Consider the following 19,298-nt stretch of genomic DNA (forward strand, 5'->3'; position numbering starts at 1 on the left):
CACCGCCGGCGCCACCTCAGGAAACAACGAGAATGACCGACCCACAGACCTACAACTCGCCGCACGCGCTCCAGTTCTTGATCGGCGGTAAATGGGCGGATCCGCACGGGACCGACACTCTTGACGTGATCAACCCGTCAACCGGGCAGCCCTGCGCCAGGATCGCCATGGGGAACGCACAGGATGTCGACGATGCCGTGCGCGCCGCGCATGCGGCATTTCCGCGGTTCTCTGCCACCACCCGCGAGGACAGGCTTGCCCTGCTGGAGCGCGTCCTTGCCGGGTTCCGCAAACGCGAGAAGGAGATCGCCGAGGTGCTGACCATGGAGATGGGGGCGCCTGCATCGCTCTCGCTATCCGGCCAGACAGCAAGCGGCGCAGCCCATCTCGAGAAGATGATCGAGGTGCTGCGTACCTTCCAGTTCCGCGAGATGCGCGGCAGCACGCTGCTGGTGCGCGAGCCGATCGGGGTCGTCGCGCTGATCACGCCTTGGAACTGGCCGATCAACCAGATCGCCTGCAAAGTGGCCCCCGCCTTGGCCGCGGGCTGCACGATGGTGCTGAAGCCCAGCGAGGTGGCACCTCTCAATGCCGTGATCTTCGCCGAGATCCTGCAGGAAGCCGGTGCTCCGCCTGGCGTGTTCAACCTCGTACATGGCGACGGACCATTGGTCGGGACAGCGCTTTCCACGCACCCGCTGGTCGATATGGTGTCGATCACCGGCTCGACCCGCGCCGGCATTGCCGTTGCAAAGGCCGCGGCCGACAGCGTGAAGCGGGTTCACCAGGAACTGGGCGGCAAGTCGGCAAATATCATCTTGCCGGACGCCGATCTTGAGCCCGCCGTCCGCAATGGCGTTGACTCATGCATGCTCAACACCGGCCAGTCCTGCGATGCGCCGACCCGCATGCTGGTGGACAAGGAACGGTATTCTCAAGCCGTCGAGGTGGCCAAACAGGCGGCGGAAGCACAGCGCGTCGGCAATCCTGGCGACGAGCAGACCACCTTGGGGCCGCTGGTCAGCCAGACCCAGTTCGATCGCGTCCAGGCTATGATCGAGATGGCGATGGCGGAAGGTGCGAGGCTTGTCACCGGCGGTCCCGGTCGCCCGGCCGACCTCAGCCAGGGCTACTTCACGCGTCCGACGGTCTTTGCCGATGTGACCCCTGGCATGCGTATCGCGCGCGAGGAGGTGTTCGGACCCGTGCTGGTGATGATGCGCTACGATACGGAAGAGGAAGCAATCCGGATTGCGAACGATTCCGACTATGGGCTTGCGGCCTACGTTCAGGGCACGGATCAGAAACGGATCCTGGATGTGGCCGCGCAGCTGCGCGCAGGGAACGTCCACCTGAACTACCCGGCCTGGGACACCGCCGCACCGTTCGGTGGCTTCAAGCAGTCCGGCAATGGCCGCGAGTACGGCGAGTTCGGATTGGCCGAGTTCCTCGAATTCAAGGCAGTCATGGGCGCGCAGCCGTAACCAGCTGCCGATCCCGCACACGTTATCCCGAGCTAGGGAATCCCTCTATGATCATTGAACTTGGCAAGAGTCTCAAAAGCAAAATGAAGGGCAAGGCTCCGGTCTTCGGCCCTTGGGTGGGCCTGCCGGGGCCGACGGTGGTGGAGGTATTGGCTCGGCTTCCATTCGACTTTCTGCTGGTCGACGCGGAGCATTCCTCCGTCGACGCCAAGCACCTTGCCACATTGCTGCCCGCGGCGGACTTGCACAGGATGCCGGTGATCTTCAGGACGACGTCCCTATCCGTTTCCGAGATCAAGACCGCGCTGGATACGGGTGCGGCCGGCGTCATGATTCCGATGGTTGAAACGGCGGAACAGGCGCGTGAGATCGTCGCCACCGCAAGGTATGCGCCTTTGGGACGACGCGGCATTGGCCCCTGGCGCGCCTCTGGCTTCTACGACAATGCCGACGAGTACCTGCGTGAGGCGAACGCGGCTACCACGCTGATCGTCCAGATTGAAAGCGCGCTCGGGCTGGAGAATGTGGATGCGATTGCTTCAATGGAGGGGGTGGACGTCCTGTTCGTCGGCCCTGCCGATCTCGCCAGTTCACTGGGCCTGACCGTTGGCGTGCTCAGCGACGAGTTGCTATCGGTGCTCGATCGTATCGCGAAGGCCGCGCAGGCGCATGGCAAGATCGCGGCGATCGACCTCTCTTCTCCTGACCGGCTCTCGAGGCTGCGCATGCTTGGCTACTCGCTGTTCACGACCGGATCGGACCTCGACTTCCTCGCGCAATCTGGCCGGCGCCTGCTTGCCGACCTCGCAATAGAAGTGGGCGGCTGATGGCACGTCTTGCCGAACTGAGAAGCATCGTCGGGCAGCACCATGTGGTGGACGGCGAGGACCTGCGCTCGCGTGCGCAGGATTTCTGGAACAACGTGCCGACAACGGCTCTGGGATTGGTGAAGCCCGGTAGCGTCGAAGAGGTTTCCGCGGTGCTCTCCTTTTGCGATCGCCGCGTCCAGCCGGTGATCGTCGAGGGAGGGCGCACCAATCTCGTTCACGCCACGCTGGCCACGCCCGACATGGTGCTGATGTCGCTGGAACGGCTGAACCGCCTGCAGCCGCCCAATACGGATGGCATGACCGTAGAGGCGGAAGCTGGGGTCGTGCTGGAGAACCTGCAGCTTGCCGCGCAAAAGAGTGGCTTGCGCTTCGGGCTTGATCTCGGGGCTCGGGGCAGCGCGACGGTGGGCGGCGTGCTGTCCACCAATGCGGGCGGCTTCCAGGCGCTGCGCTACGGCGTAGCCCGCGACCAGGTGCTTGGCCTGGAGTGCGTGCTCGCCAACGGCACCGTGCTCAGCCACCTTGTGCCTTACACAAAGGACAACAGCGGCTACGATCTGAAGCATCTGTTCATCGGCGCGGAAGGGACGCTTGGCGTCATCACCAAGGCGGTGCTGCGGCTGCACCCGGCTCCGCAAACAGTCAACACGGCCCTGTTCGCCTTCGACAGCTTCGGAGCCGTGGTCGGTGCGCTGCGCACGATGCGACAAGCGCTGCGCGGCACGCTGTCGTCCTTCGAGATCATGTGGCGCGAGTTCTATGACTTCAACGTGGCTGCCGTTTGTCCGGCGGCGCCGCCGCTGCCGATCGGCTTTCCCTACTATGTTCTCTGCGAAGCGGAAGGGTTCGCCCCGGACAACGACGCGACGGAATTCGAAGCAACGATGGCCCGGCTGCTCGAAAGCGGCGCGGCGAGCGACATCGTGGTCGCCCAATCGTCGCGCCAGCGTGCGGACATCTGGCGCATCCGCGAAGAGTTTCAGCCTGAGATCGACTTGTTCAAGGTCATGCTCGACTTCGACGTCTCGTTGCCGATTTCGACCATGGAAGCCTTCGTTGACGAGACTGCAACCTTGCTGGCCAAGGAAGTTCCTGAGAACCTTGGCCTGCATGTCATCGGCCATCTCGGGGATGGCAACCTTCACGTGACCACCGGTCTGGCCAATCCTGAAAGAAAAGCCGAGGTCCAGAAGCTAATTTACGGCCTGATCCGCCGCTACCGCGGATCGATTTCCGCTGAACATGGGATTGGAGTGGCAAAGAAGCACTTCCTCGATCACTCGCGCAGTGCCGACGAGATCGCAACCATGCGCATGATCAAGTCCGCCCTTGATCCCAACGGCATCTTGAATCCTGGCAAGATCATCTGAACGGAGCTCCTATGGACACCAAGCCGAAGGGCTATTGGATCGCTCGCGTCGACGTGCAAGACGCAGAGCAGTACAAGAAGTATGTCGAGGCAAACACCGCTGCCTTCCGAAAGTTCGGCGGCGTGTGCCTGGCGCGAGGCGGGCGTGTCCAGGTCATGGAAGGATCCGGGCGATCGCGCAATGTAATCTGGGAGTTCCCATCCTTCGAAGCTGCCGTCAGCTGCTACGAGTCCGAGGAGTATCAGTATGCCCGTAGCTTCCGCGAAGGCATAGCAGAGGCCGATTTCATCATGGTCGAGGGCTTGCGCGACGCGCCCTGGAAGCCTGCTTGAAGGCAGGGCTCCGGCTGCGACCGCAATGGACCCGCACGGTTCGACTCGGGGCGCGCCATGGGCAACGTGATATAACCGTGCTCGGCTACAGGCTCGCGCGCAAGTCCTCAGCGGCGATGTCCAGCAGACGGTTCATCGCGGCCCTGGCGCCGGCCGTGTCGCGCATGCGGATCGCCTCGAGCACGGCCTGATGCGCGGCAAGCGCCCGCGACTGCGCTTCCATCAGCTTGTTGGTGACGAGGAAGGACGCGCTCAGCGCCGCTTCCAGCATCCCGATCAAGCCCTTCAAAACGACGTTGTGGCTGGCCGCGATCACGCTGCGGTGGAAGGACAGGTCCGCCCGGCAGACACCATCGAGGTCATGCGGGATCGAATCGCGCATGGCGTTGAAGGCCGCCTCGATCGCTGCGAGGTCGGAGCCGGTGCCGCGCCGTGCCGCAAGCTCGGCGGCGGCCGGCTCAAAAATGCGGCGTGCCTCGATCAGGCCGGAAATCAATTCGCTGTCGTTCTGGATATCGGGATGCCAACTCAGCACCACGGGATCGAGCAGCCGCCAGTCGTCGCGCGAGAGCACACGCACGCCGACCCTGCGCCGTGCCTCCACCAGCCCCTTCGCCGACAGCACCTTGACCGCCTCGCGCACCGAGGTGCGGCTGACGCCGAGCATGGCGCAGAGCTCTTCCTCGCGCGGCAGCACGAGTGGTCTTGACGTCTATCTGTTCCTGATCGGCATGATGCTGCTCGACTGGCTGGCGGCCCGGACTGCACCCCATGCCAAAGCCTCTCCTTGTCCTGGCGATGGGCACTTCGTCGGTCGCCGGCAGACATCAGACGACAGTTGGATTCAAAGGGCTTTCGGCAGCCGGACTTCGACCCGGAGACCTCCTTCCGAACGTCGCGAGAGATTGAGATGTCCACCGTAAAGTTCGGTAAGCTCGGCCGCGATCGGCAAGCCGAATCCATGACCGGGGGCCGCCTCATCGATGCGCCGACCCGGGCGCATCGCTTCCGGCATCGCGGCCGCGTCGATGCCAGGACCATCATCCTCAATGGTGATGGTGACATCGCCATCGTCGCTGGATGCCGAAATTGCGACGCGCGAACGAGCCCATTTGCAGGCATTGTCGAGGAGGTTGCCGAAAATCTCGTCGAAATCCTGTGTCTCGACAGCCACGGCAAAGTCCGACATCGCCGACATCTCGAAGCCGATGGCGCGCTCGCGATGAATGTTGGCGATCATGCTGGTGAGGTCGGAGAGCCTGTCGCGAACAGGCGTACTGGCCCGGGCGGGCCCGGCAAGTGCAGCGGCGCGAGCACGAGCCAGATGGTGGCGGATCAGCCGCTCCATCAAGCCGAGCTGATCGCGCATTCCTAGAGCACCAGATGTCACGATTGCATCAGACGAAGCCCTTGCGGGTCGGGGTTCCAAGGCCAGACTTAGTGCCGCCAACGGTGTCTTGAGACCATGCGCCAGGTTGGCAACGTGGCGTCGGGCGCGTGCCAGGCCTTCGGCATTGTCGGCAAGCAGGCTGTTTACTTCCTCCACCAACGGGCCGATCTCGCTGGGTTGATCAGTTGGCAGCGCGTTTCGCCTGCCTGCGCGGATATCGGCGAGCCCCTCTCGCAAGCTGGCAAGGGGACGAAGGCCAAGCCGGACTTGCGCGAAGAGAGCGCCGCATAACAGCAAGCCTAACGTCAACAGAGCCAGCGCCAAGGGCAGCAGCGCTTCCCGAAGGGGTCCGTAAATCGCGCGCAAAGGGGCTCCTGCGGCGATGGTCACCCTTTCCGTCCCAAAAGGCACTTCAAGAGTACGCCAATGGAGCATTTCGCCGCCGGCTCCTGCTCCTTCGGCGGTTCTTGGGCGCCCGAGCGAGCGCAGCAGCCCAAACCAGTCCCGGAAGCCAACAAAATTATCGAAGTGGCCTGGGACGACGGCAGGCAGCTTGACGGGACCAACACCGGCCAGCGTGGCCGAGACGGCGTCACCGGATGGTCCGGATGCCTGCCATACCCATCCCGACTGCGGACGATCGTAGGGTGGCCCACTCAAGACAGGTGTCACTGTCATCCTGCCTTCGCCATCGCGCTGCAAGGCTGACGCAACGGCGAAAATCTGCGCGTCCAGACGCTGGTCGATCTGGCCAACGACGAAACGCTGCAGGATGAATGCGATGACGATGCCAGCAATCAGCAGTGCTGCGATAACAGCGACTATTGCCGCAAGCCGCAATCTGCCGGCCAGTGAACGCGGCAACCATGTCATTTTTCGTCTGCCGTCAGCCGATAACCGAGACCTCGCACCGTGGCTATGTGATGGTGGCCGATCTTGCGGCGGAGCCTGGCAATGATCACTTCCAACGAATTGGATTCGACCTCGGCATCGCCATCATAAACACGGTCGAGCAGATTGGTACGAGTTACCACGACCTCCTTCCGCAAAATCAGGCTGGAAAGGACCCGCCATTCAAGTCCCGTCAGTTTCAACGGTAGCCCGTCGAGCTCGAAAGTGCCGAGTTGCGCGTCGAAGGCGAGTGGTCCGCAAACAATTTTCGCCTGGGCATGGCCGGCTGACCTACGAACCAGGGCGCGCAGCCGCATGATCAGTTCCTCGGTCCGGAACGGCTTGGTCAGATAGTCGTCTGCGCCGGCCTTGAATCCGTCGACCTTTTCTGACCAGCCGTCACGCGCCGTCAGGATCAGCACCGGCAGGTTACGCCCAGCCGCGCGCCAGGCCTTGAGTACCGTCTTGCCCTCGACCTTTGGCAGGCCAAGATCGAGAACCGCGACATCGTATGCGCCGGTGTCACCGAGATGCTGGCCGTCCTCGCCGTTGCGGGCGATGTCGACAACAAAATTCTCGTCGCGCAGCGCTTCGCCCAGCTGGCTGGCGATCGATTCATCGTCTTCGACGAGCAGCACCTTCATTTCATTGACTTCCCTGCCACGCGCGTTGGCGTCGGTGCTAGGCCCTGCGGCTGAACCGAAGCTGAACGGCCTGGTTCAGGCTCGGTTCCAGGCGGAGGTGTAAAACCGACGGCATTCCACAGCAACTGAAGGTGCCCAATATGACTGATACATCCCAAACTACCCATGAGGCGACCGCTGCCCTCCCGCCGTCCCATCATAGGCGCAGGCCCTATCTTACCGGCTTGTTCGCCGCCGGACTGATCGCAGTTGGACTGGTTGCCGGAGCCGGCGCAGCCATATTGGCGGTGCCGCGCGACAACGTGATCTTGATGCAGCCGACAACCATCGCCACCCTCGCGCCGTACAGTACCGTGGCTGTCAAAGGCAAAGTGGCCGAAATCTTCGGCAACAAGTTCGTCATCGATGACGGCAGCGGCCGTGCGCTGGTTGAAACCGGCCGCGCAGGGGAGGGCGGCAAGCTGGTCGCTGCCGGCGAAACTCTCACTGTCCAAGGCCATTTCGACGATGGCTTCCTTCATGGCGACCTGCTCGTCCATGCTGACGGCAGGGCTGAGAGCCTGCGGCCACCGCGTCCGGGCCCGCGCGGCCTGCTCGACCGGCTACACGGACATGAAGTCGCGGCAATCTTTCCGGGCGCGCCCGACCGATAAGCTTCTTCGACGGCGCGGAGCAGTTTCTCCGCGCCGCCAGCCGCTCTGATCGACAATTGAACGGCAGCTTCTATCACCTTCATCCCGAAAGCGGACTGACCGCTTCCGGCCAAAACCAGCCGCGTTCGTCACGAGTTTGTCGACCCTTTTGTGGAAGGAGGAGAAACCGCGTTCGAAGGAAATGGGTTGGCGAACCATCCGCTAAAGTATTGATTTCCCATAGGGGACGTCGACCCAGCGGGCGCACCATTACCATTGACCGCGCTTTTCCTCGCCCAGGTCGATCGCTCTCGCGATATCGACGGCGATCCGCTTAAATGTTCGGTCTTAGCGAGGATGCAGGCCTGCCGCCTCAAGCCCTGACTTCAGGGGTTCAGCGAGAGACGGTGCCACTGAACGAGACGTCATCGCGTCGGAAACAGATTCCTCGAAGCGCGGCTGTACCCGGCGCAGTGCCGCAATATGCTGAGCCGCTTCCTCTGTTCGTCCAACCTTGCCGAGTGTTGCAATCCACACCACTTCGGTCAGATAGCAACCCGAAGCGCGAACTTGCTGAAGATGGCGCTGCGCCTCATCGTAGGCACCACGTCGATAGGCGTCAAAAGCAAGAATTGTGTCGTCCTGAGTGCCGTCGGCTCCACTCAACAGCGAAATGCCCTCGTCCCATCTACCGGTCAGGAACAGGATTCCGCCGAGCTTCAGGGCAATCGCGGCATCGAAGGGGTTGCGATCCATGGCTCGCCGGCCAGATGCGATCGCGGCATCCGGCTGGCCGTTCCTGTAACGAGCCATCATCTGGGCGAAGGCGCCAAGGACCGAATCTGGCTCCAGGGCCGCGGCCTTGTCAGCCAGGTCGAGGGCCCGAGCGGTCGGATCGTTATCCTTGTCCCAGCCCGAAGACGCGAGCAGAACCATCGCCAGCATGGCGTAGGCGTCAGCATCGTTCGGGCGCAGTTCGATCGTCTTGACCAGGCATGATCTGACGGCATCAAGCGACGGCCTGTCGGCAGCTTTCAGCGCCATATGCGCGCGCAGGACGCAGCCATTGCCAAGCGATGGCTTGGCCAGTTCGGCGTTGACCAGAGCCGTATGTATGATTCCGGTGTCGCCCGCGATCCGGTTCGCAAGGTTACCAATCAAGCGATTCGACGGGTCGGTCCAGGAGGGGCTGTCCTTGGACACATACTCGATATCGGTGGCAAGTGCCTCGTTGCTGATCTTGTCGACGACCTGCCACCACAGGTAGGGAAGGGTATTCGATGAATCGTATTTGAGAACGATCCCATATCGGGCGTTCTCCTCCGCGGAGCTGTTTTCTGTCGAGATACGCAGCGTTTGAAAGCGTGACAAAGCCGCTGTAACCGCGTCACGCAACTGGCCTGCCTCGGAACCGTTTGCCCGGTCGGTTGCCATGGTGCTGATGGCGACCGTCGGCTGATCCGATACGGCTTCGGGTCGATTGGGGACATGCAAGAAAGAGATCAGTTGCGTGCCGCCCAGCAGAAGTCCGCCGACAACGCCAAGGACGATTGCCGACCATCTCGCCCGGCCGTTTGGGTAAGGTTGGCGAAAGGCGGGATCTGGTTGTTGAACCGAAACAGCAGGATCCGGAACTGCCTCTGGTTCGGTGTTCGCACCGCCTGCCGACCTTCTGTCCTTGACGAAATCCGGAACATAGCGTCCCCTCGGCAGATCGATGTGGATGTCATGCCGATGGCCGTTCAATTCATAATAGCGAGACAGCGACGCGCGCAGGCGCGTCGCCTCGATACGAACGATTGGATCTATTCCTGGATCAAAACTGGCCGGCCTTCCGAACACATCCACGGCTACTGTATAGGCCTTGATCGAGTCTTGGCGTCCTTCGAATAGCTCCTCCGAAATGAATTGCAGGAACCGCTTGTTGCGGTCGGCGCAATGAAATTGTGGATCGGAAAGCAATCGCGCCAATTCAGCACGCGCTTCTTCGCATGTAACCGTCGGCTCGACGGTCGAGGTGTCCAGATCGCTGCCGTCAGCTTCCACAACAAGTCCCTCGACTTTCTTGCGTGTTCAGCGAATTGACTGGCGTAGGTGTTGAAGTCCATCCAATGGGATACTTCGCCACGGCAGATTTTCTGCCGAATACAAATCGGGGCCAAGCTGGACCTTGGTCCATCCTTCGTGACGAGAGGAGCCGCAGTTCAATTGAACCGCGTTTGAACTCGATCAGCCAACCGGCTTTGCACGGATTCCAGCAACGGCACGCTGGACGGCGTCGAGCAGCAGGCCCAGGTCAACCGGCTTGACCAGGCATGCGATCGCGCCTGCGTCGAGGGTACGTTTGACGACGGTGGAATCATCGTTACCGGTGATGACTATCACGGGGGTAGACAGACCGGCATCGCGAAGCGCCTGCTGCACTTCAAGGCCGCTCATTCCCGGCATTTGCAGGTCGAGCGTCAGGCAATCGGGAATCTGTTCACGCAACGAATCCAGAAACTCGGCACCGGAGGCGAATGTCGACGTCTCGATTTCATCGGCGGTCAGCACACGTGCAAGCGCATTTCGGACCGACACATCATCATCGACAATCGCAATCTTCACGCACCACCCCTGGCCTGACCCTGCGATTATCTCAGATGCGAGAGCTATTTATAGTCGGCCTTTGGTCTATCAGGCCGCACTACCGGCCAGGCGGTAAATCCAGGCCCAGCCGCTCCGATATCCGGACAAGCTCGGCAAGGGAGCGCACCCCCATCTTGGACATCATGCGCCCCCGGTGGAGTTTGACGGTCTTCTCGGCGACGCCGAGATCGGCGGCGATCTGCTTGTTGAGCCTGCCCGCCACGACGTGCGAAAGCACTTCCCGTTCCCGTGAAGTCAGCGATGCATAATGCTTCAGGACTTCCGTGAACCCGATCCGGTCCCGGCGAAGATCGGTATCCTTTCCGATCGCCGCTTCGACGGCATTGATAAGAGCCGTTTCGTCGATGGGCTTGGTGAGGAAGTCCACGGCTCCTTCCTTCATCGCGCGCACGCTCGTTGGAACATCACCCTGGCCAGAGACGAAGATGACAGGGCGGGCGATGTCGTCGGAACCTTTCAACGCGGCCTGCAGTTCGAGACCATTCAACCCCGGCATTGACACGTCCACGACCGCACAACCAGGGATATCGGGATCGTGCGCTTCGAGGAACGCGCCAGGGGAGGAAAAAGTATGGACTTCGTAACCCTTGACCGTCAGGAGCCGCGCCAACGCAATCAAGACCGACGGATCATCGTCGACCACGAAAACGTTCGACCTCGGCATGCTCATTGGTCTTGCGGCCGATACGCGGGAATCAACACCACCATCTTCGCACCGCCCCTGGAATTGTTGACCGCCGATATCCGTCCGCCGTGGCTTTCCACAATCGTGCGGCAGATCGACAGGCCCAGCCCGGTGCCTTTGGACTTTGATGTAACGAATGGATCGAAAATCGTATCGTTCATCTCCGGATCGATCCCGGGACCGGAATCCTCAATCTCCATCACGATCCGGTCGCTGTCGCCATTGGCCCTGACAGATAGCAACCGCTGGCGCGTCGTTATCGCATCCATCGCTTCGACGGCATTCATGACCAAATTCACAATAACCTGTTGCAACTGGATCCTGTTGCCCTTGATGCTGCAGAGTTTCGAGCCAAGTTCGGTCTCGATGACGACCCCGTGTTCGTGAACATCGCCGCTGACCAGTGTCAGAGCATTTTCGATGAGCACGACGACATCAAGCTCTTCGGCTTCACTATCATCTCGCCTGAACATGGCACGGATGCCATTGATGATCTCACTTGCGCGATGGCCGTCCCTGACGACATCCTTCAATATCACCTCCAGCGTAGAGGTATCCGGATTTTCTTTGGCCAGTTCATGCAATCCGGCGGTGCCATTCAGGGTGATGGCGGTTAGCGGCTGATTTACCTCATGCGAAACCACCGCGAGCGTGGCATCCACTTGCATGAGCCGGCTTTCCCGTTCGCTGCGTTGCATGATCGTGGATATGGCGAGCCGTGCGTATAGAGTCGTGGTCTGCGTGAGCAAGCCGAGCAGAACGAACGACGAGGCCAGAAGTCCGTAGAACCGGCTCTCATACCAGACAAGGCTGAATCGATAAGCCGTCGTGCTGACCAGAAGGCTGGCGATCAACCACGCCGACAACACGACCAGCAACCAGAGATCAAGGACCGAGCGGCGTCGCCGCCACACAAGCACGATTGCGGCAATCTCGAGCGGGATGATGAAGGGGGCGTCGACCGCCCAGATCCTGCGCTCCGCGTTGACCATGATATCCGGCAGCAAGGCGCCACCGACCGTCACCAGCAAGGTCAGGCCGCACACGGCGACAAAGACAATGGCGACGCTTGCGAGAATAAGGATACCCGTTGAGTTGCCAGCCAGATGGCTTCGGGATTCACCTTCCTTGAGGAGGGCATATGCAACCGCGGCGCAAGGCAGCCCGGCACGCCAGAAGATCTGCAAATAATTGCTCGTCTGTATCCCCGCGCCCAGCAGCCCGGTTGGGCTGAAGGCACCGGGAAACGTCAGCGCGTGTACGACAATGACAAGCGCTGTGAACAGATATCCGCTTGCCAGGGCCAGCAGCGAGCGGGAGCCGAGAACGGACACATGAGCGTAGAGCAATGCGGCGGTGATCAGATCGATGATAAATAGAATAGTATCAAGAATGGGGACAAATAGATCGAGCCGAGAAAGCTGTAAATTCCGAAGGGGCAATGAGCCAATGAAAACCAAGGACATCAGAACGACGAAAACCACCGCCAGACGCTCTTGTCGCGGATCTGGCGGAAACGTCGAAATCAGTAAAGGTCGCTCCTCCAGAAGTATCCCCATTTTGTGTTCGCCCCGAGATCGGTGGATGGAGGCTGCTTTGCCGATAAGGAAAGCTTCCGAGGCCTAGAGACCGTCGATTCGGACCAATGCGTCTGCGCCGTTCTTGTTCCCTCTCTAAATTAATCCCATAGCGTGCCTTGTCTATATCTCTGGCGAGATAACATCAGCTCATATCTCTCTTACAGTCGCCGGCGATGGCCGGAAAGGAATGACAAGGACCGCCCACGCTTAGCGGAGCGATTGGTTAAAAGTATCTAAATGAGGTGGGTGACGGACGATGAACATGACAACGCAAGTGTTTGCAGCACTGGTTTGGTGCAGGCCGGAATGAAAAACCGGATCACTTTACCTGGAAATACGGTCTGCCCGCCGGCTTCATGTCACCACCTGCCAACCCTTCGCCGCACTTCTTGCCGCGCCGGATGGCGCTGGCACAGCATCACGCGAGAAGCGAGACAATGGATTGACACCTCGGATCGGCTGGCCTTGCCAGTGAACCCAGGCCGGCATTTTCAGCCCGGCTGAACCGAAGCTACGTGTTCGCACTATGCCGCTTTCGGGTGCTCTGGATCGTTCTGCAGTTCGCGTATCTCGCGTTGATCACGCTCCAGGAAAAAATTGAGGAAGGTCCGGATGACGGCGATCGCGCCGATGCGGCCAATGTCGTCCCAACTTGGCGTCGTCGAGGTCTCGATGATGTCGGCGGCAAGCTGAAAGGTCAGGCCGGCGATCAGCCAGCGCGAATAATGCATCCAGACGGAGCGGGCGGCGCGATCATTTTCCGGATGAGACAACGCCACGCGAATGCTGTTGATGAAGGCCTGGATCGTGCCGGTCGCTATGATAATCAGCGCCAGAAGATCGATGAGCGGAACGAACAACTCCGTCAGGGTCCGAAGCCACTCCTCAATCATCGGCGTTCTATCCATTCCTCTTTCCGCGTACGACGCAGCGGAAGCCGAGATGTGAAATCGAGGTATCGACCGGCTGCGCCATGCGTGCCGCGGGACGATAGCGCCGGCAGTAGTTCGGCGCGCATAGATGCGAACCGCCCTTGGTCACCTTGCGCGGGATTTTCACATCGGGCCGGCGTGGGTCGTAGCTTGCCTCGCGCGCCGCACCGCGCGGGTTTTCCGCCGTGCAGCACGGGCTGTCGATGCTGCCGTGCTCCTGGTACCAGTCCGTCGTCCACTGCCAGACATTGCCGGCCATGTCGAAGAGGCCGTAGCCATTGGCCGGGAACGAACCGACCGGTGCGGTGTATTCGTATCCATCATCCATTGTGTTGTGGTACGGGAACTCGCCCTGCCAGGTGTTGGCCATGTGCTGGCCGTCACGCGTGAGGTCGTCGCCCCAGACATAGTCGGCGCCATCGAGGCCGCCGCGCGCGGCAAACTCCCATTCGGCCTCCGTTGGCAATTCCTTGCCTGCCCAGCGGGCATAGGCCTGAACGTCCTCATAGGCGACATGCACCACCGGGTGGTCCGCCAGCTTCTTGGTCGAACTGGCCGGGCCGCGTGGATGGCGCCAGTTGGCGCCGCGCACATAGACCCACCAGTTGTAATGGTTGCGCATGTCGACCGGGCCGGCCGGCTTTTTGAACATGGTAGAGGACGGCGAGAGCATATCCGGCAAGGCGCCCGGATAGTTGTCCGGGTTGGCCGGCTTTTCAGCCAGTGTCACATAGCCGGTCTCAGCGACGAATTTTTCGAAATCGCCATTGGTCACCGTAAATCGGTCTATCCAGAAACCGTCGACTTTCACGCGATGGACCGGTGCTTCCTCGGGGTAGAATTTATCGGAGCCCATCAGAAACGAGCCACCCGAAATCCAGATCATGCCGTCGGTCGACGAACTCTTCGAGACCGGCATCCCTTCCGGTTCTTCGATGGCCGTCCCTTCAGGTCTGGTGACCTCGTTCATCCCTCAACCTCCTTGCGCCCTGGTCACGGACAAACCGCGGCTGTCGATCGTGCCGGCGGGGCTGGATCTGGCGCTCTGCTCGACTCGGTTCGTTGGTCCCAAAAACAATGAGGACAGATAGATCGCGGCCAGCCCGCCAATGGCCAAAGCATGGACCCATGTGTCTATCCTGGCCAATCGGGGATCACGACGAGGAAGCATCGAACTCACCCACCCATCCAGCTGTGCCTGGGAAATTTCACCGGGCTCATCATCGCATTGCCTTTGACTGGGTGGCGGCATGGAGCCTGGTGCGCCATTTGACATAGGGAATGCACACGACGGCGCTGACGATCAGGTGCCATAGCACGACGGCGATCACGGCTTTCTCTTCCGGGAAGATCGAATGCGCGATGGCCATGGCGACGCCGGGATGGCGGGCGCTGCTCGCAAGCGCCAGCACCGTGCGATTGTCGGCTACGGGGCCGCCAAGCGCATGGCCGACCGCGATGCCGACAACGGCAAACACGACCAAGGCGATCAACGTGCCATTGCCGACCATTGCCGTCAGCGCCGGCCAGATCTTGATCAGGACAGGAATGAAGGCCAGCACGAGCAATACCGTGGCAAACAGCGAAAGCGGCCTTGCCAGGCGCGATGCAAAGTCGGGTGCGAATTGATGCACCAGAAGCCCGATGACGAGAGGAACGAGGATCCCGGTCACCACGATGGACAAAACCGTGCCGGCGGGCACAGCGATGCCGAGCCCGAAGATCGCGCCGATCAGGGCGATCCCGAGCGGCACGATCAGCACGGAAAGCGCTGCCATGATAACAAGCAGGCTTGCTGTGTAGGAGACTTCGCCGCCGGCCTTGGTCTGCTTGTTGGGCAGGATCGGCGGCACCGGCGACAGTGCCAGCGCGACAAGGGCTATCTTGACGGCGGGATGAAGGCCGAACAAGGCGTCCATCGCCAGCGCCAGGAGCACCATGATCACATTCATCGAGAGGACGGATCGTGCAAGCAGGGAGGGCTGGCGCAAAAGGGAAATCACGTCCGTCCAGCTCGCCTGCAGTCCAAGCGCCAGCACCATCAGCGCCATCGAGAGATTGATGGCCATGGGGATCAGTTGCGCGATCGTCATCCTGCTTACTCAGTCCCGTGCCATGGCGGCGGCGAACTTCCGTTCAAGATCGAGATAGACGTCGTCGGCGATGTCGAAGACGACCTTGATCACACGCCCGTTTGTGAACGGGAACTGCGGCTTGTACTCGCTACTGACAGCGTCGCCACCGTCATAGCCGATGCACAAGCCCTCGCCACAGAGGGCATAGCGACCCGTCTGGGTTCGGAACGCCGCCTGCGCCGCCACTTCCTCGTCGACGTATAGCGTCATCTGTCCGAGCGCTTCCAAATGTTCACTGATGCGCTCCTTGACGAACTCGACACCGACCACGTGCTTTCCGAGCTTGGGCGCGTCGCAGACCAGTCGCTGCTCCGGAGGGATGCCGAGGAAATTGTAGATGAAGAACAGCTTGCCGCCCTTGACGAAAAGCGAGTAGCCGCCGAAGCGCGAGCCCTGCGCCACGATAACGCCCTGGCTGTCGCCAGTGAACTCAACCTCGGCAAGCATCTTGAACGAAGTACCAAGCGTGGGAGCTGCTGCTGCTTCAGGAACCTCGGTTGTACCGGGTTGGTAGACGTAGCGGTCGCGCTTGGGCGCGTGGTATTCGGCTGCGTGCTGGTCATGCACGTTCAGGTCGTTGAGCGGAAGGACGTTGTTCTTCTTGGCCTCCGACAGCCAGAGATCGACTAATTCCTTCAGCTTTTCCGGCTGCTCGGCAGCCAGATCCCGTGCTTCGGAGCGGTCGACGTCGGTGTGGAAAAGTTGCCAGACGTCCTTGTCGAAATGACCCTGATCGGACGGCATCGGCGCATGGAGAGCGGCCGCTTTCCAGCCCTTGCTCCAGATGCCGCGCGTACCGGCCATCTCGTAATACTGCGTCTCCTTGCTGGTCGGGGCCTTGGCTTCATTGAAGGTGTAGGCCATCGAAACGCCGGCGAGTGGCGACTGCCTCACGCCGTCGATTGTCTCGGGCATTTTCACGCCGCAGGCTTCCAGGATCGTCGGCACGATGTCTGTGCAATGATGGTATTGGTGGCGCACCTCGCCCTTGGCCTTGATCCCCTTCGGCCAGTGGATGACAAGCGGATCGCAGGTGCCGCCTGCAAAGGAGGCATAACGCTTGAACATCTTGTAAGGCGTCGAGAAGGCTGTCGCCCAGCCGGTCGGATAGTGGTTGTAGGTGTCGGGCGATCCCAGCCTGTCGATCATGGCGAGATTGCGGTTCACATCATCCGGAAAACCGTTGAAGAACAGGTTCTCGTTGACCGAGCCGCTGGGGCTGCCTTCACCCGATGCGCCGTTGTCGGCACAGTAGAAGATCAGCGTGTTGTCAAGCTGTCCCGACTCCTCGAGATAGTCGACCAGCCGGCCGATCTGGACGTCGGTGTATTCCGAGAAGGCGGCGTAGACTTCGGCCATGCGGCTGAACAGGCGCTTCTCATCATCCGACAGAGTGTTCCAGGGCCGGACCATGTCACCCTCCGCCGCTACTGCCGGCGGCATCGGATTGATTGGCGTGAGTTCCGTATCGGCCGGCAGAATGCCGCGTTCTATCATCCGCTTCAGGACCCATCCGCGATAAGCCTCGTAGCCGTCGTCGAACTTGCCTTTGTACTTGTCGATGAAATCTTGTGGCGCGTGATGCGGCGCGTGGTTGGCGCCTGGGCAGTACCACATGTACCAGGGCTTCGCCGGATCCGCCTGCTTGGAGTCGCGGATGAAGGCGATCGCCTTGTCGGCGATGTCCCTGGAGAAGTGGTAGCCGTCCTCGGGTTGACTGGGCTGGTCGACGAAATGGTTATCCTCGATCAGTTCGGGGTACCACTGGTTCGTCTCGCCGCCGATGAAGCCGTAGAAGCGATCGTAGCCGAGGCCTAGCGGCCACTTCTTCTTCGACGCGCTCATGCCGAAGGCATCGACCGGCACGTTATGGTTCTTGCCGATCCAGAAGGTGCTCCAGCCTGCGTCACGCAGGATGCTGGCGATGGTGCCGTTCTCCAGCGGGATGTGGCCTTGATAGCCGGGAAAACCTGTCGCGGCCTCCGAGATCGAGCCGAAGCCGTTGGCGTGGTGATTGCGGCCGGTGAGAAAACACGAACGTGTCGGAGAGCAGACCGCCGTCGTATGCCATTGCGTATAGATCAGTCCATTCTTCGCCAGCCGATCGAGCGTCGGCATCTCGATGCGACCGCCATAGGGTGACCAGGCCGCTTGGCCGGTGTCGTCATAGAGGATCACGAGGACGTTGGGGGCGTCCTTCGGCGCCCTGTTGTCGAGAAAGGCTTCCCAGTCGGGCTTGGAGTTGCGGATATCCAGCGCGATCTTGCCCTTGAATGAACGTGTCATTGCTGTCCTCCTCTTTTGGTGTTCGCTGCCGTCGCTACTTCCGCTCAACCGGAGGCGGCGTCCACGAGCCGTCGATGATCGGGGTCTTTGGCCAGTAGGCGCGCAGGTAGAGCGAGAAATCGCCCTTGGGCGCCGGCAGCCAGTTGGCGCGCTGCGCCGGGTCCGTGGGCGCGTCAGACTGCACGGAGATCGTCAGCGACCCGTCGGCGGCAAGCTTCAGATCCTTGTTCTTGGTGCCGACCGAGAAGCGGTTGATCGCGTTGGCGATGAAAAAATGATGCTGGTTGTAGATCGAGAGCGACCAGAAACCATTCACCGGCGGTAAGTCGTCCTTGGCAAATGTCACGGTGTAGCGATTGGCGCTGTTGAGGCGCGCGCCGGACGAATCGAGGTCCTGGTAGAAGTACTTCGTTTCATCCGGCGAATTGACGAGGATGTTCGATTTCGCCACCGCGGTCCGCGTGAAATAGTCGGTCCCGAACGCGGATTCGTTTGAGATCGTGCTCCAGTGGTGCGGCAGTTGCTGGCCGTAGTTGCGAAACTGGAACAGCGGGGTCACCAGTTTCTCTTCTGCATCCTTGGCGGCGTCGATCATCGCCTGTTTCATTTTCGGATTGTCCTTGGCGGCAGCGAGCACCGCGAGCAGTTGGGCATAGCGTGCTTCCTCGCCGGGTAGAGGCGGCGCGTCGGCGAGCACCGCCGGAAGCTCCTCGAAGAACTTGTCGGGGAACACCCAACGCGTTTCCTCTTCGCCTGGAGGCGCGCCGGGGACTTTCGGCAGCTTGTTCCAGTCGATGCTTTTCATCTGCCCGTCATAGTCCGCGAGCGGATACATCACGATGCCGGGCAATACCGACTGGATCGCTCGTTTGTCGTCCGGCGTATCGTCCTGGGCAATGCGCGGCGCCGCGAGGGCGGTGCTGCTCGACGCGCGAAACATCTTGGTGATGCCCTTCGGCACTTCACCCTGCCAGTTGGGACCGGCCAGCAGGTAGAAGCCGGGCGTGGTGCCGTGCATCTTGCCGAGTTGCGCGAAGCTGTCCGTGCGCAGGTCGACGATCTGATAGACCCAGAAACGGTCGCCGAAATCCGGCACCTGGATCACCACCGGTGAGACATCCAGCGCCACCAGGCCCAAGCCGTAGACCACGTCCTGGTTCGGGCATGCGACGTTGCGCTCTTCAGGATTGACGTAGTCCGTCAGCATGGTGAGCGTGTTCAGCGGTGCTTCGAGCAACGGGCCTAAATATCTATTTTCCTTCATCTTCGAAAACGCGAGCCGGCGGTTGTACATGTTGACCAGCGGCCAGGCCCAGAAAAAGGCGTCACGGGCGACGTGAGCGGCGTAAGCCTCGCTGATTTTCACACGCGCATCCGGACCTGGCCGCAGTGCATGCGCCCAGCTCGGCGACGGCGGCAAAGGCTGCGGGTTCAGCCCGGCGGCATCCGTCTCGGATG

The 19,298-nt window shown here is 61.0% G+C and carries 17 protein-coding genes; 5 read left to right on the forward strand and 12 right to left on the reverse strand.

The window, feature by feature from the left end:
- Window positions 1-32: 32 nt before the first annotated feature.
- From MesoLj_RS14180 to MesoLj_RS14195, 4 genes are read left to right on the forward strand one after another with little or no spacing between them, the layout of a single operon-like run.
- A complete protein-coding gene (locus tag MesoLj_RS14180) occupies window positions 33-1,484 on the forward strand; it encodes an aldehyde dehydrogenase family protein (protein WP_202326389.1) in 1,452 nt (483 codons plus the stop codon).
- 47 nt (window positions 1,485-1,531) lie between these two features.
- Window positions 1,532-2,311, forward strand: coding sequence for an HpcH/HpaI aldolase family protein (locus tag MesoLj_RS14185; RefSeq protein WP_202326390.1), 780 nt, complete (start codon window positions 1,532-1,534; stop codon window positions 2,309-2,311).
- A complete protein-coding gene (locus tag MesoLj_RS14190) occupies window positions 2,311-3,684 on the forward strand; it encodes an FAD-binding oxidoreductase (protein ID WP_202326391.1) in 1,374 nt (457 codons plus the stop codon). The genes MesoLj_RS14185 and MesoLj_RS14190 overlap by 1 nt, the downstream gene beginning before the upstream one ends.
- 11 nt (window positions 3,685-3,695) lie before the next feature.
- Entirely contained in the window at window positions 3,696-4,016 is a 321-nt protein-coding gene (locus MesoLj_RS14195; protein WP_202326392.1) for a DUF1330 domain-containing protein, read from the forward strand.
- An 85-nt stretch (window positions 4,017-4,101) separates the two neighbouring features.
- Here the strand turns inward: MesoLj_RS14195 and MesoLj_RS14200 are convergent, their stop codons facing one another.
- From MesoLj_RS14200 to MesoLj_RS14210, 3 genes are all read right to left on the reverse strand, one after another.
- A complete protein-coding gene (locus MesoLj_RS14200) occupies window positions 4,102-4,713 on the reverse strand; it encodes a FadR/GntR family transcriptional regulator (protein WP_202326393.1) in 612 nt (203 codons plus the stop codon).
- 147 nt (window positions 4,714-4,860) lie between these two features.
- Entirely contained in the window at window positions 4,861-6,279 is a 1,419-nt protein-coding gene (locus MesoLj_RS14205; protein ID WP_202326394.1) for a sensor histidine kinase, read from the reverse strand.
- On the reverse strand, window positions 6,276-6,941 hold the full coding sequence (locus MesoLj_RS14210) for a response regulator (RefSeq protein WP_140774370.1): 666 nt from the start codon (window positions 6,939-6,941) through the stop codon (window positions 6,276-6,278). Before MesoLj_RS14210 ends, MesoLj_RS14205 begins: the two co-directional genes overlap by 4 nt.
- Before the next feature lie 224 nt (window positions 6,942-7,165).
- Between MesoLj_RS14210 and MesoLj_RS36290 the strand changes: the two genes are divergently transcribed.
- Entirely contained in the window at window positions 7,166-7,594 is a 429-nt protein-coding gene (locus MesoLj_RS36290) for a hypothetical protein (protein WP_244735391.1), read from the forward strand.
- Between the two features lie 327 nt (window positions 7,595-7,921).
- Here the strand turns inward: MesoLj_RS36290 and MesoLj_RS14220 are convergent, their stop codons facing one another.
- From MesoLj_RS14220 to MesoLj_RS14260, 9 genes are all read right to left on the reverse strand, one after another.
- Window positions 7,922-9,619 (reverse strand): tetratricopeptide repeat protein, encoded by a 1,698-nt coding sequence (locus MesoLj_RS14220; protein ID WP_202326395.1) that lies wholly within the window; start codon window positions 9,617-9,619, stop codon window positions 7,922-7,924.
- Window positions 9,620-9,802: 183 nt separating this feature from the next.
- Window positions 9,803-10,180, reverse strand: a complete 378-nt coding sequence (locus tag MesoLj_RS14225; protein WP_202326396.1) for a response regulator transcription factor — start codon at window positions 10,178-10,180, stop codon at window positions 9,803-9,805.
- 79 nt (window positions 10,181-10,259) lie between these two features.
- Complete coding sequence (locus MesoLj_RS14230) at window positions 10,260-10,865, reverse strand: response regulator transcription factor (RefSeq protein ID WP_244735392.1); 606 nt, start codon at window positions 10,863-10,865, stop codon at window positions 10,260-10,262.
- A 23-nt stretch (window positions 10,866-10,888) separates the two neighbouring features.
- Window positions 10,889-12,466 carry an ATP-binding protein gene (locus MesoLj_RS14235; RefSeq protein ID WP_202326398.1) on the reverse strand — a complete coding sequence of 526 codons (1,578 nt, stop codon included), beginning with the start codon at window positions 12,464-12,466 and terminating at the stop codon, window positions 10,889-10,891.
- Between the two features lie 545 nt (window positions 12,467-13,011).
- Complete coding sequence (locus MesoLj_RS14240) at window positions 13,012-13,395, reverse strand: DUF1622 domain-containing protein (RefSeq protein WP_244735394.1); 384 nt, start codon at window positions 13,393-13,395, stop codon at window positions 13,012-13,014.
- Window positions 13,388-14,338 carry a formylglycine-generating enzyme family protein gene (locus MesoLj_RS14245; RefSeq protein WP_244735545.1) on the reverse strand — a complete coding sequence of 317 codons (951 nt, stop codon included), beginning with the start codon at window positions 14,336-14,338 and terminating at the stop codon, window positions 13,388-13,390. The genes MesoLj_RS14240 and MesoLj_RS14245 overlap by 8 nt, the downstream gene beginning before the upstream one ends.
- Before the next feature lie 301 nt (window positions 14,339-14,639).
- The gene (locus tag MesoLj_RS14250; protein WP_140774365.1) at window positions 14,640-15,512 is read right to left on the reverse strand and encodes a bile acid:sodium symporter family protein; all 873 of its coding nucleotides are present in this window, start codon (window positions 15,510-15,512) and stop codon (window positions 14,640-14,642) included.
- 9 nt (window positions 15,513-15,521) lie between these two features.
- A complete protein-coding gene (locus MesoLj_RS14255; protein ID WP_202326399.1) occupies window positions 15,522-17,840 on the reverse strand; it encodes an arylsulfatase in 2,319 nt (772 codons plus the stop codon).
- A 34-nt stretch (window positions 17,841-17,874) separates the two neighbouring features.
- The gene (locus tag MesoLj_RS14260) at window positions 17,875-19,206 is read right to left on the reverse strand and encodes a DUF1254 domain-containing protein (protein ID WP_244735396.1); all 1,332 of its coding nucleotides are present in this window, start codon (window positions 19,204-19,206) and stop codon (window positions 17,875-17,877) included.
- Window positions 19,207-19,298: the final 92 nt, after the last annotated feature.

Source organism: Mesorhizobium sp. 113-3-9 (assembly GCF_016756515.1).
In the GTDB taxonomy this organism is placed as follows: Bacteria; Pseudomonadota; Alphaproteobacteria; order Rhizobiales; family Rhizobiaceae; genus Mesorhizobium.

What these genes read in the sequence shown, in the direction of transcription:
- MesoLj_RS14180 (WP_202326389.1), top strand. Translation starts at nt 33, where the DNA reads ATGACCGACCCACAGACCTACAACTCGCCGCACGCGCTCCAGTTCTTG.
- MesoLj_RS14185 (WP_202326390.1), top strand. Translation starts at nt 1,532, where the DNA reads ATGATCATTGAACTTGGCAAGAGTCTCAAAAGCAAAATGAAGGGCAAG.
- MesoLj_RS14190 (WP_202326391.1), top strand. Translation starts at nt 2,311, where the DNA reads ATGGCACGTCTTGCCGAACTGAGAAGCATCGTCGGGCAGCACCATGTG.
- MesoLj_RS14195 (WP_202326392.1), top strand. Translation starts at nt 3,696, where the DNA reads ATGGACACCAAGCCGAAGGGCTATTGGATCGCTCGCGTCGACGTGCAA.
- MesoLj_RS14205 (WP_202326394.1), bottom strand. Translation starts at nt 6,279, where the DNA reads ATGACATGGTTGCCGCGTTCACTGGCCGGCAGATTGCGGCTTGCGGCA.
- MesoLj_RS14210 (WP_140774370.1), bottom strand. Translation starts at nt 6,941, where the DNA reads ATGAAGGTGCTGCTCGTCGAAGACGATGAATCGATCGCCAGCCAGCTG.
- MesoLj_RS14235 (WP_202326398.1), bottom strand. Translation starts at nt 12,466, where the DNA reads ATGGGGATACTTCTGGAGGAGCGACCTTTACTGATTTCGACGTTTCCG.
- MesoLj_RS14240 (WP_244735394.1), bottom strand. Translation starts at nt 13,395, where the DNA reads ATGGATAGAACGCCGATGATTGAGGAGTGGCTTCGGACCCTGACGGAG.
- MesoLj_RS14245 (WP_244735545.1), bottom strand. Translation starts at nt 14,338, where the DNA reads ATGCCGGTCTCGAAGAGTTCGTCGACCGACGGCATGATCTGGATTTCG.
- MesoLj_RS14250 (WP_140774365.1), bottom strand. Translation starts at nt 15,512, where the DNA reads ATGACGATCGCGCAACTGATCCCCATGGCCATCAATCTCTCGATGGCG.
- MesoLj_RS14255 (WP_202326399.1), bottom strand. Translation starts at nt 17,840, where the DNA reads ATGACACGTTCATTCAAGGGCAAGATCGCGCTGGATATCCGCAACTCC.